This is a genomic window from Paeniglutamicibacter psychrophenolicus, assembly GCF_030812255.1.
GTDB classification, from domain to species: Bacteria; Actinomycetota; Actinomycetes; order Actinomycetales; family Micrococcaceae; genus Paeniglutamicibacter; species Paeniglutamicibacter psychrophenolicus_A.
Genome location: NZ_JAUSSH010000009.1, coordinates 40,849 through 57,583, shown reverse-complemented (window position 1 = coordinate 57,583; position 16,735 = coordinate 40,849). Strand labels below are relative to the sequence as shown.

General features: G+C 66.8%; 16 protein-coding genes. 5 read left to right on the top strand and 11 right to left on the bottom strand.

From position 1 onward, the window contains the following. Positions 1-225: 225 nt before the first annotated feature. Genes J2T21_RS13205 through pdhA form a run of 3 tightly spaced genes read right to left on the bottom strand, consistent with a single transcriptional unit; the run spans position 226 to position 3,796 of the window. Positions 226-1,665 (bottom strand): dihydrolipoamide acetyltransferase family protein, encoded by a 1,440-nt coding sequence (locus tag J2T21_RS13205; protein ID WP_307581785.1) that lies wholly within the window; start codon positions 1,663-1,665, stop codon positions 226-228. Further along, a complete protein-coding gene (locus tag J2T21_RS13200; RefSeq protein WP_307581784.1) occupies positions 1,662-2,669 on the bottom strand; it encodes an alpha-ketoacid dehydrogenase subunit beta in 1,008 nt (335 codons plus the stop codon). The genes J2T21_RS13205 and J2T21_RS13200 overlap by 4 nt, the downstream gene beginning before the upstream one ends. After that, positions 2,666-3,796, bottom strand: coding sequence for a pyruvate dehydrogenase (acetyl-transferring) E1 component subunit alpha (pdhA, locus tag J2T21_RS13195; protein WP_307581898.1), 1,131 nt, complete (start codon positions 3,794-3,796; stop codon positions 2,666-2,668). The genes J2T21_RS13200 and pdhA overlap by 4 nt, the downstream gene beginning before the upstream one ends. Before the next feature lie 184 nt (positions 3,797-3,980). Between pdhA and J2T21_RS13190 the strand changes: the two genes are divergently transcribed. Further along, a complete protein-coding gene (locus tag J2T21_RS13190) occupies positions 3,981-4,508 on the top strand; it encodes an Lrp/AsnC family transcriptional regulator (protein ID WP_307581783.1) in 528 nt (175 codons plus the stop codon). 158 nt (positions 4,509-4,666) lie between these two features. On the opposite strand, the gene J2T21_RS13185 is transcribed toward J2T21_RS13190, so the two are convergent. Continuing rightward, the gene (locus tag J2T21_RS13185; RefSeq protein ID WP_307581782.1) at positions 4,667-6,295 is read right to left on the bottom strand and encodes a solute symporter family protein; all 1,629 of its coding nucleotides are present in this window, start codon (positions 6,293-6,295) and stop codon (positions 4,667-4,669) included. A gap of 3 nt (positions 6,296-6,298) precedes the next feature. Then, a complete protein-coding gene (locus J2T21_RS13180; protein ID WP_307581896.1) occupies positions 6,299-6,598 on the bottom strand; it encodes a DUF485 domain-containing protein in 300 nt (99 codons plus the stop codon). Between the two features lie 287 nt (positions 6,599-6,885). On the opposite strand from J2T21_RS13180, the gene J2T21_RS13175 reads away from it, so the two are divergent. The 4 genes from J2T21_RS13175 to J2T21_RS13160 all read left to right on the top strand — a co-directional run bounded on the left by J2T21_RS13175 (position 6,886) and on the right by J2T21_RS13160 (position 10,752). Next, the gene (locus tag J2T21_RS13175) at positions 6,886-8,085 is read left to right on the top strand and encodes a sensor histidine kinase (protein ID WP_307581781.1); all 1,200 of its coding nucleotides are present in this window, start codon (positions 6,886-6,888) and stop codon (positions 8,083-8,085) included. 47 nt (positions 8,086-8,132) lie between these two features. Then, positions 8,133-8,849 carry a LytR/AlgR family response regulator transcription factor gene (locus J2T21_RS13170; RefSeq protein WP_307581780.1) on the top strand — a complete coding sequence of 239 codons (717 nt, stop codon included), beginning with the start codon at positions 8,133-8,135 and terminating at the stop codon, positions 8,847-8,849. 65 nt (positions 8,850-8,914) lie between these two features. Beyond that, positions 8,915-9,271, top strand: coding sequence for a hypothetical protein (locus J2T21_RS13165; protein WP_071215621.1), 357 nt, complete (start codon positions 8,915-8,917; stop codon positions 9,269-9,271). Beyond that, positions 9,271-10,752 (top strand): sodium/solute symporter, encoded by a 1,482-nt coding sequence (locus J2T21_RS13160; RefSeq protein WP_307581894.1) that lies wholly within the window; start codon positions 9,271-9,273, stop codon positions 10,750-10,752. The genes J2T21_RS13165 and J2T21_RS13160 overlap by 1 nt, the downstream gene beginning before the upstream one ends. A gap of 408 nt (positions 10,753-11,160) precedes the next feature. On the opposite strand, the gene J2T21_RS13155 is transcribed toward J2T21_RS13160, so the two are convergent. The 6 genes from J2T21_RS13155 to rpsB all read right to left on the bottom strand — a co-directional run bounded on the left by J2T21_RS13155 (position 11,161) and on the right by rpsB (position 16,307). After that, entirely contained in the window at positions 11,161-11,745 is a 585-nt protein-coding gene (locus J2T21_RS13155; protein ID WP_307581779.1) for a DivIVA domain-containing protein, read from the bottom strand. A gap of 129 nt (positions 11,746-11,874) precedes the next feature. Then, the gene (locus tag J2T21_RS13150) at positions 11,875-12,807 is read right to left on the bottom strand and encodes a phosphatidate cytidylyltransferase (protein WP_307581778.1); all 933 of its coding nucleotides are present in this window, start codon (positions 12,805-12,807) and stop codon (positions 11,875-11,877) included. Further along, entirely contained in the window at positions 12,807-13,364 is a 558-nt protein-coding gene (gene frr, locus J2T21_RS13145; RefSeq protein WP_307581777.1) for a ribosome recycling factor, read from the bottom strand. Before frr ends, J2T21_RS13150 begins: the two co-directional genes overlap by 1 nt. Positions 13,365-13,463: 99 nt before the next feature. Then, positions 13,464-14,207 carry a UMP kinase gene (gene pyrH / locus J2T21_RS13140; RefSeq protein WP_307581776.1) on the bottom strand — a complete coding sequence of 248 codons (744 nt, stop codon included), beginning with the start codon at positions 14,205-14,207 and terminating at the stop codon, positions 13,464-13,466. 205 nt (positions 14,208-14,412) lie between these two features. After that, positions 14,413-15,252, bottom strand: a complete 840-nt coding sequence (gene tsf, locus J2T21_RS13135; RefSeq protein WP_071215756.1) for a translation elongation factor Ts — start codon at positions 15,250-15,252, stop codon at positions 14,413-14,415. A gap of 137 nt (positions 15,253-15,389) precedes the next feature. Then, entirely contained in the window at positions 15,390-16,307 is a 918-nt protein-coding gene (gene rpsB, locus J2T21_RS13130; RefSeq protein WP_307581775.1) for a 30S ribosomal protein S2, read from the bottom strand. Positions 16,308-16,735 lie beyond the last annotated feature (428 nt).

The following is a 16,735-nucleotide window of genomic DNA, read 5'->3' as shown; positions in this document are numbered from 1 at the left end:
CCTCAACGAGTTTGTTGGCCGGCGGGAACGGGTTTTGCAACCTCGCCGGACCATGGTGAGTCTCATCACTCATAGGTGAGACTACTCATAAATCTCTGAAACAACTAATGAACGACTACCCGGATGCAGAATCTTTATGAACCTGCAACTTATGACCAGACAACATTCCACATCGTGCATTGTCAACAAGCACATGCGGACCGGGAGACTCCCGGTCCGCATCACTTAAATCAAACCCATGACCAGGGCCGGATCCTCAAGGATCGCTCCGACTTCCGAGAGGAACCTGGCGCCCTGTTCGCCGTCAACCAACCGATGGTCAAAGGACAGTGAAAGCACCATGACTTGCCGCAGCGCGATCTCGTCAAGGTGTTCCCACGGCATCTTCCGCACCTGGCCCACGGCCAGGATTCCGGCCTGGCCCGGCGACAGGATCGGGGTTCCGCCATCGATGCCAAAGACACCCACGTTGCTGATGGTGAAGGTCCCGCCGCCCAGTTGGGCCGGGGTGATCGTCCCCTCGCGGGCCGCCCGGGTCAACTCCCCGGAGGCAGCGGCAAGCTGGGCCAGATCAAGGTCCTGGGCGTTGTGGATGACCGGGACCATCAACCCGCGCCCGGTGGCCGCTGCGATGCCGAGGTTCACGTGCCCGAACTCGACGATTTCGCCATGCTCCTCATCCCAATGGGAGTTCAGCATGCGGTGCTTGGCCAGGGCGAGGGTGACCACCTTGGCCACCAGGGTGGTCACGGTGATCTTCACGTCGGCAAAACGCCTCGAGGCACGCAGCCGCTCGAGCAGCGCCATGGTCTCGGTGACGTCCACGCTCAGGAACTCGGTGACGTGCGGGGCGGTGAAGGCGCTTGCGACCATGGCCGCGGCGGTGGCCTTGCGCACGCCCCTGATCGGGGTGCGCGTCTCCCCTGCGGCCGCTGCAGGCGGGACGGGTCCCTGCGGCAATGCCTCCGTGAGCGCCGTTGCCTCGAGTGCTTGCACCACATCCTGGCGGGTGATCAAGCCATTGGTGCCGGTGCCACGCAGCGAACGCAGATCGATGTTGTGGTCCCGGGCGAGCTTGCGCACCGGAGGGGTGGCCCGCAGGTAGCCAATGCCTTGCGAGGCCGGGTCGTGCGGCTCGACCAGGCGCAGGCCCGGGCCGGAATCAGCGGAAACCGGGGCACCCGCCTGTGAATCCCGGCCGGCCGGCACCGGATCGGGTGCCGCCGCGGCCACGGGCGCCGGCGCTACGGGCGCCGTGGCGCCCACGCGTGCCCGGCGGGCCGGACGTCCTCCGGGTTCCGCCGCAGCTCCATAGCCGACCAGGGTCGGCTGGCGCTGGGCCGCGCCTCCGGATGGTTCCCGGGCCGCGCCCCCCGCAGGTTCCTTGGGGTCACCGGCGGTGGCACCGGAGTGATCCGGCACGTCAAAGGAAATCAGTGGGCTGCCGACATTCACCACGGCACCCACCGGCTCGTAGAGCTTTTTCACCACGCCCGAAAACGGGGAAGGAAGTTCCACGACGGCCTTGGCCGTCTCCACCTCGGCAATCACCTGGTTCAGCGCAACGGTGTCGCCCTCGGCCACGTGCCAGGACAGGATCTCGGATTCGGTCAGGCCCTCGCCGAGGTCCGGCAGGTTGAATAGTTTCTCCATGGTGTTGCTCATCCGTCCTCTCCCAGCAGGGGCGCATTGCGCCTCATGGCCCGGTCGACCCCGTCAAGGATCCGGTCAAGATCGGGCAGGTGGTGGTTCTCCAGCTTCGCCGGCGGGTAGGGGATGTCGAATCCCGTGACCCGCACCGGGGCGTGGTCCAGGTGGTCGAAGCAGCGCTCGGTGAGGCTTGCGGCAAGCTCGGCCCCGATGCCGGCGAATTTCCCGGCCTCGTGGGTGATGACCACCCGCCCGGTCTTGCGCACCGAGGTGCTCAGCGTGGCGAAGTCCACCGGTTCGATGCTGCGCAGGTCGATGACCTCAATGTCGATGCCCTCGTCCGCGGCGGCGTCGGCCGCATCCAGGGCGGTCTTCACCAGCGGTCCGTAGGCGATCAGGGTAAGGTCGGCACCCTCGCGCGCCACCTTGGCCCGGTAGAGGGACCCGGGCTCCGGAACCAGGTCCGTGTCCACCTCCCCGCGCACGTGGTAGCGACGCTTGGGCTCCAGGAAGATCACCGGGTCGTCGTCCGCGATGGCTTGCTGCAACATCGTGTAGGCGTCCTGCGGGTTCGACGGGGAGACCACGCGCAAGCCGGCGGTGTGGGCGAAGTAGGCCTCGGGCGATTCGGAGTGGTGCTCCGGGGAGCCGATGCCCCCGCCGAAGGGGATGCGGATGGTCACCGGGAGCTTGACGTTGCCGCGGGAGCGAAAGTGCATCTTGGCCAACTGCGAGACGATCTGGTCAAAGGCCGGGTAGACGAATCCGTCGAACTGGATCTCGACCACCGGGCGGTACCCGCGGAAGGCCAGCCCGATCGCTGCTCCCACGATGCCGGACTCCGCCAGCGGGGTGTCGATGACCCGGTGCTCGCCGAAGTCCTTTTGCAGCCCGTCGGTGATGCGGAAGACGCCGCCGAGCTTGCCGATGTCCTCGCCCATGAGCACGACCTTCGCATCGTGTTCCATGGAATCGCGCAGCGAGGTGTTCAGGGCCTGGGAGAAGGTGAGGGTTTTCATTTGGAGGCCTGCACATTCTCGGCAAAGCCGGCTAGGTAGTTGGCGTAGTTCTCGCGTTGTTCCTCAAGCCAGGGATGCGGATGGCTGTACACGTGGGCGAAGAGGTCATCGACCTCGGGGTCGGGCATCGTGGTGATGGCCTCGCGCAGCCCGGCGGCCATGTCGTCGGTGGCCTGCTTGGCCCGTTCCCTTAGTGCTGCCAGGTCGGCACCCAGGGTGTCCAGGTGCGCGGCAACCCGGTCCAGCGGGTCCTTCGCGGCCCATTCCTCGAGTTCGAGGGCGTCGCGGTAGCGCGTGGGGTCGTCCGCCGTGGTGTGTGCGCCCATCCGGTAGGTGACGGCCTCGATGAATGCCGGGCCGCTGCCGGTGCGCACGTGGGCCAGGGCCGCACGGGTGGCGGCCAGCACGGCGACGACGTCGTTGCCGTCCACCCGCCAGGTGGCCAGGCCGAAGCCCTTGGCCCGGTCGGCGATGTAGCCGGCGGTTTGCCGTGTCACCGGTTCGGAGATGGCCCAGTGGTTGTTCTGGCAGAAGAACACCACCGGCGCCTGGTAGCTGGCGGCGAAGACCATCGCCTCGCTGACATCCCCCTGGCTGGTGGCCCCGTCGCCGAAGTAGGTGATGGCAGCGGCGGCCGAGCCGTCGAATTTCAGTCCCATGGCGTAGCCGGCGGCATGCAGGGTCTGGGCCCCGATGACGATCTGCTGGTTGGCCATGTTGACCTCGTAGGGGTTCCAGCCACTGGGTGCCGCGCCGCGCCACATGCGCAGCAAATCGTGCGGGTCGATGCCGCGGCAATAGGCCACGCCGTGTTCGCGGTAGGAGGGGAAGATGAAGTCGTCGTGTTCCAGCGCCCGGCCGGAGCCGATCTGTGCGGCTTCCTGCCCGAGCAGCGGTGCCCAGAGTCCCAGTTCGCCCTGGCGCTGCAGGGCGGTGCCCTCCGTGTCGAGGCGGCGGATGCAGGCCATGTCGATGTAGAGGTTTTCCAGGGCCGGGATATCGATCTCCTCCACCCAATGGTCAAGCTCGGGGCAGGGGTGGCGGGTGCCGTCGGGTGCCAGGATCTGGAGGTAGTCCTCGGCGCCCTCGGGGGTCGAAGAGTCAAACGTGATGGACACGGTCAGCATCCTTTGCGTCGATTGCGGATTCAGGTCCGGCATTCCGGTGGGACGTGCCGTGCCTGCGGGTGCGGCCTCATCGCCCCACCTATATGTGATGCTACTCACTCAATGCAGTGCGCACAATCCTTGGTCTAAAAACTGGGCAACTTGCACTATCCGGAGCGGGGAGAGGGTGCTAATCTTGCGCATTATGCAACAACTTGACGCGACAGACTTGCGGATCCTCTCCGCACTGTGCCAACGCCCCAAGGCCAGCGCCGTGGCGCTGGCCACCGACCTGGGGCTGAGCCGCAACACGGTCCAGGCGCGCCTGGTCCGCCTGGAATCCAACGGTGCCCTGCTGCCCTTCGAACAACGGGTGAACCCGGCCGCCCTCGGCTTCGGGCTGGTCAGCTTCGTGCACATCCACCTCCAGCAGCGGCTGCTGGGTCAGATCGTCGAGCAGCTCAAGGCGATCCCGGAGATCATCGAGGCGCACGGGGTGACCGGCTCCGCGGACATCCTCGCCCGCGTGGTCGCCGGCGGCGCCGAGGAACTCTTCCGGGTCAACGGGCAGATCCTGGCCATCGAGGGGGTCGAGCGTGCGGACACCTCGCTGTCGATGGCCGAGCTCATCCCGCACCGCACCACCTCGCTGATGGACCTGCGCCTGGCCAGTGGCCCAGGCAACGGTTCCAGGGCCACCGGCCCCGCCTCCGGATCCCCCGCGGCCGGCTGAACCTTTCCGCCAAGGACCTTCGGGCAGGTTTCCCCGGCACAGTCCCCGGGCACGACACAGGCGGTGCCGGTTCCCCATGGTGGAAGGAAACGACACCGCCTGTGCGGTTCGGCGGGGGCGGGCCGCTGCCCGCCCCCGCCCGGGGGAATGCCTGCCTGCTAGTGGTCGACGGCCTTTTCGGCGCCGACACCGGTGAGCGAGCGTACTTCCATTTCCGCGGACTTGATCGGGTCCTCGGTGTTCTTGTCCAGGACCGAGCCGAGCCAGCCCAGTGCGAAGGCCAGCGGGATCGATACGATGCCCGGGTTGGCCAGCGGGAAGAGCGCGAAGTCCGCACCCGGGATCATGGAGGTCGGCTGGCCCGACATGACCGGGGAGAAGACGATCAGCACGATGGCCGAGGCCAGTCCGCCGACCATGGACCAGACAGCGCCCTGGGTGGTGAACTTCTTCCAGAACAGCGAGTACAGGATGGTGGGCAGGTTGGCCGAGGCGGCGACCGCGAAGGCCAGCGCCACCAGGAAGGCGACGTTCTGCCCCTGGGCGCCGATGCCGCCGACGATCGCGAAGATGCCGATGACAACCACCGTGCGGCGGGCCACCTTCATTTCCTTCGCCGGGGTGCTCTTGCCCTTGGCGATGACCGAGGAGTACACGTCGTGGGCGAAGGATGCCGCGGCGGTGATGGTCAACCCGGCCACCACCGCAAGGATCGTGGCGAAGGCGACCGCGGAGATCAACCCCAGCAGCAGCGGGCCACCGAGTTCGAAGGCCAGCAGCGGGGCCGCGGAGTTCACGCCGCCCGGGGCGGCCTTGATCTTCTCGGCACCGATCATGGCACCTGCGCCGTAGCCCAGCACCAGGGTGAAGAGGTAGAAGCCGCCGATGAGCCAGATCGCCCAGACCACCGAGCGGCGGGCCTCCTTGGCGGTGGGAACGGTGTAGAAGCGCATCAACACGTGCGGCAGGCCGGCGGTGCCGAGCACCAGGGCCAGGGCCAGGGAGATGAAGTCGATCTTCGAGGTTTCGGACTTGCCGTACTGCAGGCCCGGGTTCAGGATGTCAGGGGTTCCGGCCGACTCGACCGCCGCACCGAGCAGGGTGGAGAAGTTGAAGCCATAGGCGGCCAGCACCATGATGGTCATGATGAAGGCGCCGGCGATCAGCAGGCAGGCCTTGATGATCTGCACCCAGGTGGTGCCCTTCATGCCGCCGATCAGCACGTAGACGATCATCAGCGCGCCGACCACGACGATGACCAGGGACTGCCCCAGCTTGCCGTCGATGCCCAGGAGCAGGGAAACCAGTGCACCGGCGCCGGCCATCTGCGCGAGCAGGTAGAAGACGCAGACCGCGAGGGTGGAGATCGCCGCGGCGATGCGCACCGGGCGCTGCTTCAGGCGGAAGGAGAGCACGTCGGCCATGGTGAACTTGCCGGTGTTGCGCAGCAGCTCGGCGACCAGCAGCAGGGCCACCAGCCAGGCGACCAGGAAGCCGATGGAGTAGAGGAAGCCGTCGTATCCGTTGATGGCGATGGCCCCGACAATGCCCAGGAACGATGCGGCCGAGAGGTAGTCACCGGCGATCGCGGTGCCGTTCTGGGTGCCGGTGAAGGACCTGCCGCCGGCGTAGTAGTCCGCGGCGGTCTTGTTGTTGCTCGAGGCCTTGAGCACCACCACCAGGGTAATGCCCACGAAGAGGCCGAAGATCCCGATGTTGACCCACGGGTTGCCGACCTTGGTCGATTCGCCGGCAGCGGCGAGGAGCGTTGAGGAAAGGATGTTCATGGCCTACTCCCCTTCCTGTTCTTCGAGGCGCTGGCGGATCGCCGTGGCCTTCGGGTCGAGCTTCCTGTTGCTGTAGGACACGTAGGCGGCGGTGATGCCAAAGGTGGAGACGAACTGCAGCAGGCCCAGCAGGATGCCGACGTTGACGTTGCCCCACACCTTGATGGACATGAATTCGTGTGCGTAGTCCGCCAACAGCACGTAGGCGAAGTACCACAACAGGAAGACAACGGCCATCGGGAAAACAAAGCTGCGATGGGTCTTGCGCAGCTCCCTGAACTCTTGCGAGTCCTGTTCCGCCATGAAATCGATGCCGGTTCCAAGATCAGACTCTTCGGTGGTGCTCATGATTCCTCCTTCTCAAAGGGATCCAGACGCCAGGCGCGGAACCTTCTGCTTGGTGGACCGGCTCATCCCGGCCTGAGAGGCGCGTCACCTGGCATGGTGACTGAGATCACTGTGTGCCATGCGGACACCGCGCGGGAAGGGGGTTGGCTGGAACTACCGCCAAGCGGTCATCCGGATGCGCCAAGCGGTGCCGCGCAGCGACGAGCGGCATGCCCGTTTCCTGCCCGCGTAGGCTTGTGCCCATGCTCTCCACCGCACTGCAGATGACCCTGATTGTCGCCACCGTCGTGGTCGGCGCCGCCCTGGTGGGCTACCTGGGATTCAAGATCGCCCGCTCCACCCGCGACCTGGGCACGGATGCGGAAAAAGCCACCTTCGAGACGCTGCACCGGGTCTCGGTCGCCGCCCCGCACCTGGCGCAGGGCTTGACCCCGGAGGGCGCGGCCACCGCTTCCAGGCACCTGCGCGCGCTGCTGGCCGCCCGGGCGCTGGTCATCACCGACACCTCCGCGGTGCTCGCGCTGGACGGCACGCTTCCGGACACCGAGGAGCGCGGCAGCGCCGCGGCACTGGAACTTGCCGCCGCGGCATTGTCCGCCACCCGCACCCAGGTCAAGCGCTGCGAGGGCTTCGACATGGTCTGCGCCCCGATCATGGTCGGGGAAACCCCGGTGGGCACGGTGTGCGCGTACATCCCGCGGGCCGGGGCCGGGTTCGTGCGCGCGGTCGCCGAGGTCGCCGCCTGGGTCGCGGCCCAGGTGGGCCTGGCCGAGCTGGATGCCTCCCGCGCGCTGCTCATGGAGGCCGAGGTCCGCGCGCTGCGCGCCCAGATCTCCCCGCACTTCATCTACAACTCGCTGAACGCCATCGCCTCGTTCATCATCACCGATCCGGCCCGGGCCCGGGAGCTGGTGGTGGAGTTCGCCGACTTCACCCGCTACTCCTTCCGCCGGCACGGGGACTTCACCACGCTGGCCGAGGAACTGACCGCCATCGACAGGTACCTGCTGCTGGAAAAGGCGCGCTTCGGCGAACGCATCAAGGTCTCCCTGGCCATTGCCCCGGAGGTGCTTTCCACCGCCATCCCGTTCCTGTCCCTGCAGCCGCTGGTGGAAAACGCGGTGCGCCACGGGCTGGAATCCAAGCCCGGCGGCGGGCGCATCACCATCAGCGCCTCCGATTCCGGGGAGTACGCGCTGATCACCGTGGAGGACGACGGGGTCGGCATCGACCCCGAGGCGCTCGCCTCCGTGCTGGCCGGGACCACCGAATCCATCCACGTGGGGCTGCGCAACGTGGACGTGCGGCTGCGCCAGGTCTACGGGGACGCCCACGGGCTGGTCATCGACACCGCCCCGGGCGCCGGCACGTTGATCACCATGCGCATCCCCAAGTTCCGTCCCGGCGTGGAGCCCAGCGCCCCGGCCCTCAGCCCGCATTAGCGCGCCACCAGAGCACTTTGTCCACGTGGCCGGGTAAAATGTCATCCATGATTAATGTGGTCGTGGCCGACGACGAATTGCCTGCCGTTGCGGAGCTGGCGTATCTGCTGTCGCTCGACTCGAGGGTGGGCACCATCCACCGCGCCAGCTCCGGTGCCGAGGCACTGAAGGCCCTGGAGGAGTTCGAGGTCGACGCGCTCTTCCTGGACATCCACATGCCCGCCCTGTCCGGCCTGGACATCGCCCGGGTCATCTCCCGCTTCACCCGTCCCCCGGCGGTCGTCTTCGTCACAGCCGACGAGGACCAGGCCCTGGAGGCGTTCGAGCTGGCCGCCCTGGACTACGTGCTCAAGCCCGTGCGCCCCGAGCGCTTGGCCGAATCGATCCGCCGCATCTGCGAGCTGGTCGAGGAGGACACCGCCAAGCCCGAGGTGGTCACCGTGGACCAGGGCGGGATCACCAAGATGATCCGCCGCGACGAAATCCGCTATGTGCAGGCCCAGGGCGACTACGCCCGGCTGCACACCAAGGACGCCAGCTACCTGATCCGGGTCCCGCTCAACGACCTCGAACAGCAATGGGCCTCGGCCGGGTACGTCCGCATCCACCGCTCCTATCTGGTGTCCATGGACAAGATCGACACCGTGAAGCTGGCCACCGGCAAGGCCGCGGTGCTCATCGGCGGGATCGAGCTTCCGGTCTCCCGCCGCGCCCTGCCCTACCTGCGCGAGCGCCTGGCCGCGAACCGCGTCCGGCCGCTGTGACCTCGCCGGGCCCCGGCGCCCCTCCCCCGCCCGCCGGCGGGCCGGTCCCGGCGCCGACGGACGGGATGCTGCCCCCGCCCACCGGGACCCGCGTGCGGGTCAGCGCCCCGGCCGGAACCATGCTGAACATCGCCCGCCGCTCGGCGCCCGATGCGGCCGACACCTTCTACGTCCATTCGCTGATCCGCTCGCAATTGCGCCTGGCGGTCTCCGTGGCCCTGGGCTTCCTGCTGCTGCTCGTGGGCCTGGCCGTGATGGTGTTCACCTGGCCCGAAATCAACAACATCCGGCTGGCCACCATCCCGCTGCCCTGGTGGATCCTGGGCGTGGGCGTCTACCCGCTGATCCTGATCTCGGCGTTCCTCTACAACAAGGCCGCCGCACGCAACGAGGCCAAGTACCGGAGCATCGCCAAGCCATGATCAATCCCGCCGTCGCCCTGCTCTCGGTGCTGCTCGTGTCACTGGCCACCGTGCTCATCGCCGTCAACGGGCTGCGGCTCTCCCGGACCACCGGGGACTTCTACGTGGCCTCGCGCACAGTCAAGCCCTGGTGGAACGCCAGCGCCATCGGCGGGGAATACCTCTCGGCCGCATCGTTTTTGGGCATTGCCGGGCTGATCGTGGTCTCCGGGCAGGACGGGCTCTGGTTCCCCATCGGGTACACCGCCGGGTACCTGATGCTGCTGCTCTTCGTGGCCGCCCCGCTGCGCCGCTCGCGCGCCTACACGATCCCCGATTTCGCGCAGATCCGCTTCGGCTCGATGAAGCTGCGCCGGCTCACCAGCTTCCTGGTGGTGGTCATTTGCTGGCTCTACATCGTCCCGCAGCTGCACGGCGCCTCGCTGACCCTGGGCATCAGCACCGGGCTGCCGGGCTGGCTGGGCTCGTTGCTGGTCATGGGGATCGTGTGCCTCACGGTGCTGGCCGGCGGGATGCGCTCGATCACCTTCGTCCAGGCCTTCCAGTACTGGCTCAAGCTCGCCGCCCTGGCGATCCCGGCGGTGTTCCTGCTGCTGCACCTGGGGCTGAACGGGGAATCGGCCACACTCAACGGGGCGGTCTTCGATACGGCCACCGGCCCTTCCTCCAACCGGGGGCTGTACTACAACATCTCGTTGCTGGTGGCCCTGCTCTTTGGCACCCTGGGCCTGCCGCACGTGCTGGTGCGCTTCTATACCAACCCCGACGGGCCCTCGGCCCGCAAGACCACCGCGATCGTGCTGGGCCTGCTGGCGATGTTCTACCTCTTCCCCACGGTGCTGGGCATCCTGGGCCGGGCCTACACCCCGGAGCTGGCCACCAGCGGGAACGCCGACGCCACGGTGCTGCTGCTGCCCGGTCGGATCCTGGGCGGGGTGGCCGGGGACGCACTGACCGCGATCATCATCGGCGGGGCGTTCGCCGCGTTCCTCTCCACCTCCTCGGGGCTGGTGGTCTCGCTGGCCGGGACCATCTCCCAGGACCTGTTCCGCGGCACGGTGCGGGGTTTCAGGATCTCCACGCTGATCGCCACCGCGGTCCCGCTGCTGTTGGCCCTGGGCACTTCCAGCTTCGCGCTGGCCGGGGCCATCGGGTCGGTCTTCGCGTTCACCGCCTCGACCATCTGCCCGCTGCTGCTGCTGGGCATCTGGTGGCGCGGCCTCACCGTGGCCGGGGCAATCTCCGGGATGGTGGCCGGGGCCCTGGGCTGCGGGTCGGCCCTGATGCTGGCGGCCGCGCTGCCCAACGAACCGGATTCCTTCCACGCCCTGGTCTCCCAGCCGGCCGCCTGGTGCGTGCCCCTGGCCTTCCTGGTGATGATCACGGTGTCCCTGTTCACCCGGCACCGCGCGCCCGGGCGCATCAATGCGGTCATGGCCCGGCTGCATGTTCCCGAGGCGCTGGGGGAACCGCTTCCCTGAACGCATCCGGTTCTCCCGGGCGCAGCTCCATGCCCGCGCCACGAACCTGGAAACCGGGCCCGTTGGGCCCGCCAGGCGTGCGAAAGCAGCAAGGCGGCACGCGACAACGCGAGCATTCCGAGGCAGTCCAGCCAGAATTCCCGCTTGGGGAACCGTGACCTGATATGCGCATATGCCGCCGCCGGGAAGCACAGGACGACGGCGACGTTGGTGGCGAAGGCAACGCCGGGCAGCACGAAGCCGGACACCAGTCCCGCCACGGGCGCGCCGGCAAGCCGCCCAGGAGACCAGCTGCCACCGCAGCATGCCGTTCCAGTCGGTGCGGCGCTCCCCTGGGCACAAAAAATGCGGCTGGCCCGGTGTTCGACACCAAGCCAACCGCATTGAATCCTTCGGCGTCCGCCGAGGCTAGTCGATCGAAGCCATGAGCTCCACGACGCGGTCCAGGAACGCATCGACCTGCGACTCCTCGTAGCCGTGCTCGCCCTCGGCCCGGCGGAACTCCGCCCGGCGCACCGCATCCACGCTCATCGGGACGTCTTTTTCGAAGTAGTCGATGAGCTGGCTGCAGAGCTTGTCGACGTCCTGGACGTTGTAGCTCGACGCGTTGGCTCGCGAGGGGCGGCGGAAACGCTCGCCCGGGGAACGGTGCAGCCGCCCGCGCAGGATCGCCGAGAGCCGCCCGACCTGCTGCAGCCAGGCTTCCTCTCCGTTGCTCTGGATCAGGGCGTCGCGTTCGCGCTGGGCGAAGACGTCCTCCAGGCGGTCCAGGGCGCCGTCGACCTCGCGGGCGCTGTAGCCGCCGCGCTGGGCCGGGAAGACGGTGCGGCGCACCATGTGGCTGGTGACAATCGAATCGTCGTCCCCGTCGCCGTTGAACGTGGCGCGGGCGCGGGCGAGGAACACATCCACCTGTTTGGTGTTGTAACCGAATTCCTTCTCCCCCACGCGCTCAAAAGGGGCGGGGACCGGCTGTGCCTTTTCCTGACTCACAATTCTTTCCTTGATCTCGGTAATGCGTACCGGTGAACCGGCACTGTGGTGCTGCGGGTGACGCGCGGCCCCGGACGGGGCTGCACCTGCCTGCACATCCATCTTAGGGAGGCGCGGGCGGCCACGGGACTAAAGCGCGCCGGGGATCAGCAAAATGGTGAGGATATACGTCACGGGGATCGCGAAGACCACCGAATCGAGCCGGTCCATGACCCCGCCGTGCCCGGGCAGGATGTTGCTCATGTCCTTGATGCCCAGTTCGCGCTTGACCATGGATTCGGCCAGGTCCCCCGCCGTGGCCGCGGCAACCGTGGCCACGGCCAGCGGGATCCCGACCCACCAGGGAAGGTCCAGCAGGAACACCGCTGCGGCAACGCCCACGATCGTGGCACCGGCGACCGAGCCGGCGAAGCCCTCCCAGGACTTCTTCGGGCTGATCTTCGGCGCCATCGGGTGCTTGCCGAAGAGCACGCCCACGAGGTAGCCGAAGGTGTCGTTGGAGACCACCAGCAGCAGCATCGTGGTCACCAGCAGGTGCCCGCGCGGTTCGTTGAGCAGCAACACCGCGAATGAAAGCATCAGCGGAACCCAGGAGAGCACGAACAGGCTGCCGGTGATCGAGGCCACGGACTTGGCCGGGCCCTCGATGATCCGCCAGAGGAACACCAACAGCGCACTGGCAGTGAACGCCATGCCCAGGGCCTCGAGCCCCCCGTAGTATGCGGAGAACGGCATGGCGATCCCGCCGACGGCCAGCGGCACCAGCGGGGTGTCGATACCGGTGCCGTTCAGCGCACGGGAAACCTCCCAGCAGCCCACGACGCCGAAGGCCGCCACCGTGGCGACGAATGCCAGCGGCAGCCAGAACAGCCCGGTGAGCACCACGGCCAGCAGCAACAGGCCCACGACGATGGCCGCCGGGAGGTCCCGGCCGGCCCGCGAGGCCTTCTTGGCGGTGGCCTTGCTGCTTCGCCGCGTCCTTGGTTCAAGCCCGCCGGAATCCGGCGACGGCTCCGGAAGGGACCCTGCGGCTCCCTCGCTCGGCTCGGTGGGGTTGGACATTAGACTTCCAGCAGCTCGGTTTCCTTGCGCTTGAGCAAATCATCGATGCCGTCGGTGTGGGACTTGGTCAGGGCGTCGAGTTCCTTCTCGGCGCGTGCGCCGTCGTCCTCGCCGACCTCGCCGTCCTTGACCAGCTTGTCGATGCCGTCCTTGGCGCGGCGGCGCACGTTGCGCAGCGCGACCTTGGCGTCCTCGCCCTTGCCGCGCACGACCTTGACGTATTCCTTGCGGCGTTCCTGGGTCAGCACCGGCATGATCACGCGGATGGTCTTGCCGTCGTTGGACGGGTTGGCCCCGACCTCGGAGTCGCCCAGGGCCTTTTCGATCTCGCGCAGGGCGGAGACGTCGTAGGGGCTGATCAAGATGGTCCGTGCGTCCGGGATCGCGAACGATGCCAGCTGCTGCAGCGGGGTCGGGGTGCCGTAGTAGTCGACCATCACCTTGGCGTACATTCCCGGGTGGGCGCGGCCGGTGCGGATTGCGGAGAAGTCTTCCTTCGCGTTCTCGATGGTGCTGTCCATCTTCTCGGCTGCCTCGACGAGGATTTCCTCAATCACGTTCTACTCCTTTGGGTTCGGCCAGGTATGCGTACTGTGACCGGTAGTTTCTGGGCTTGTGAACAATCCTATGCCACGCAGGGCCGTGGCACGGGGCACCTAGATGGTGACGCGGGTGCCGATCTTTTCGCCAAGGATGGCGCGGGTGACGTTTCCGTCGCCCTCCATGCCGAAGACCATCATCTCCAGCTTGTTGTCCTTGCACATGGTCATCGCGGTCTGGTCCATCACGCGGATGTCCTTGATGAGGGCCTCGTCGTAGGTGAGGTGCTCGAGCTTGGTGGCCGTGGGGTCCTTCTTCGGGTCCGCGGTGTAGACGCCGTCGACCCCGCTCTTGGCCATCAGCACCACATCCGCGTCGACCTCGAGGGCGCGCTGGGCGGCCACGGTGTCGGTGGAGAAGTACGGCAGGCCGGCGCCGGCGCCGAAGATGACCACGCGGTCCTTTTCCATGTGGCGAATGGCGCGGCGCGGGATGTAGGTCTCGGCGACCTGGGCCATGGAGATCGCGGACTGCACGCGGGTGTCGACCCCGGCCTGTTCCAGGAAGTCCTGCAGGGCCAGGCAGTTCATCACGGTGCCGAGCATGCCCATGTAGTCCGCGCGGGAGCGGTCCATGCCGGAGGCCGAAAGCTCGGCGCCGCGGAAGAAGTTGCCGCCGCCAACGACGATGGCGACCTCGACCTTGCCCACGGTGGCAGCGATCTGCTCGGCCACTCCGCGCACCGTGATGGGGTCGACGCCCAGCTTGCCGCCGCCGAAGACCTCTCCGGAAAGCTTCAGCAGGACCCGGCGGCGACGCGGGGCGTGGGTGTGTTCAATCGGTTCAGGGGTTGCGTCCATGGGGGTGTGATTCCTCCTGCGTGCGGGTCGGTGCCGGCCCACGTCGTTGCTGTTGGGGGGCGGCCGCCGCGCGTGCGCGGGGCCTGGGTGCTGGCAGGAAAAAGGGGCGGCCACCGTGAAGTGGCCACCCCCTTTACCTTGGTGTGAAGCAATCGGTTATCGGAGCCTATGGCCCGGGAACCAATTTACCTGCTGTTGGAGCTACCTATGCACCAACGCGGAAACGTGCGAAGGCAGTGGCGTTGACGCCGGCTTCTTCCAGCACCTTGCCCACGGTCTTCTTGGCATCCTTGGCGAATGCCTGGTCAACCAGCACCTGCTCCTTGAAGAAGCCGGTCAGGCGTCCTTCAACGATCTTGGTCAGTGCGGCTTCGGGCTTGCCCTCGGCCACGGCGGTCTCCATGGCGATGCGGCGCTCGGACTCGACGACCTCCGGGTCGATCTCTTCGCGGGACAGCACGGTCGGTGCCATAGCGGCGGTGTGCACTGCCACGTCGTGTGCAACGGTGAAGGCGCCGTCGCCGGCGCCGTCGACGGCCACGAGGACGCCAACCTGGGCCGGGAGGTCCTTGGAGGTCTTGTGCAGGTATGCATCAACAGTTGCACCCTCGACACGGGACAGGCGGCGGACGATGACCTTCTCGCCCAGCACTGCGCCCTCTTCGGTGACGACGTCGCCAAGAGCCTTGCCGTTGACGTCGACGGCCAACAGGGTTTCCAGGTCGGCTGCGCCGGAGGAGACTGCAACGTCCAGGACCTGGGCGGCCAGTGCGATGAACTTGTCGTTCTTGGCAACGAAGTCGGTCTCGCAGGAAAGCTCGATCATGACGCCGACGGTGCCGTCGATGACCTTGGCGGCAACGAGGCCTTCCGAGGTCGAACGGCCTTCGCGCTTGGTGGCGCCCTTGAGGCCCTTGATGCGGATGAGCTCCATGGCCTTCTCGGCGTCGCCGTTGGCCTCGTCGAGAGCCTTCTTGACGTCCATCATGCCAGCGCCGGTGCGCTCGCGCAGTGCCTTAATGTCAGCAGCGGTGTAGTTTGCCACGTGCAACCCCATTCATAAGTGGTTTTGAGCTTTTTCGCCGAAGGACGGGCCGAATGTGGCCCGTCCCGCGGTTTGTCCCCGATGCCGGCGTTCCCCCGTGCGGGGAAACACCGGCATCCGGAATCTTGGTTTTGTGACTACTCGGCCGAAGCGGCCGGTGCCTCGTCTGCAGCCGGGGCTGCTTCAGCGGCAGGTGCCTCTTCGGCTGCCGGGGCAGCTTCTGCGACAGGTGCTTCTTCGGCTGCCGGGGCAGCTTCAACAGCAGCCTCGGCGGCAGGTGCCTCGGCCTTGGAGGCCTCGAGCAGTTCGCGCTCCCACTCGGCCAGCGGCTCGGCCGGGGCTTCGGTGTTGCCTGCAGCCTTGTTGTTGCGGGCGATCAGGCCAGCGGCAACGGCGTCTGCAACAACGCGGGTGAGCAGGTTGACGGAGCGGATGGCGTCGTCGTTGCCCGGGATCGGGTACTGGACTTCGTCCGGGTCGCAGTTGGTGTCGAGGATGGCAACAACCGGGATGCCCAGCTTGTGTGCCTCGTCGATGGCCAAGTGCTCCTTCTTGGTGTCAACAACCCAGATGACCGAAGGGGTCTTGGTCAGGTTGCGGATGCCGCCAAGGTTGGTTTGCAGCTTGGTGAGCTCGCGCTTGAGCAGCAGCAGCTCCTTCTTGGTGTGGCCCGAACCGGCAACATCCTCGAAGTTGATCTCTTCCAGTTCCTTCATGCGCGAGATGCGCTTGGAAACGGTCTGGAAGTTGGTGAGCATGCCACCGAGCCAGCGCTGGTTGACGTACGGCTGGCCAACGCGGGTTGCCTGCTCCGAAATTGCTTCCTGAGCCTGCTTCTTGGTGCCGACGAACAGAACCGAGCCGCCGTGGGCAACGGTCTGCTTGACGAACTCGTAGGCGCGGTCGATGTACGACAGCGACTGCTGCAAGTCAATGATGTAGATGCCGTTGCGCTCCGTGAAGATGAAACGCTTCATCTTCGGGTTCCAACGACGGGTCTGGTGTCCAAAGTGAACGCCGCTGTCGAGCAGCTGGCGCATGGTTACGACTGGCATGTCGCAACTCCTTCCGGCAGTAGCTGGCCGGCCCATTGCTGGGCCGCGGTAACTGCCATTGTTATCGGTTGATGGTGCGCATCCGGAATTGGAGGCAACCCCTGGCATGAAGGCAACGGAAGAACCGTCATGCCAAACCTCAACCGAAGTGAATCGGACCGTGGGCCTGGCCATCGCACGCTGCCATCCGCCACACATGTGTTGGAATTTGGCTGCATGGATCATTCATGCGCGAAGTCGGTTTCATGTGTTCCGCTTTTCGCGCAGGCGAGAAGAAGGCACAGAGAACCGCGTGTTCCAGTGTACTACAGGCCAAGGACCGCGAAATTGACCCATCCGCACAGAAGAGCGGGACGTGCATCACATCCCCGCAGTCGCTCCACAGCCCGGCGGCAACCCGCTGCGAAGCGCCGTGTTCGGGCCCATGC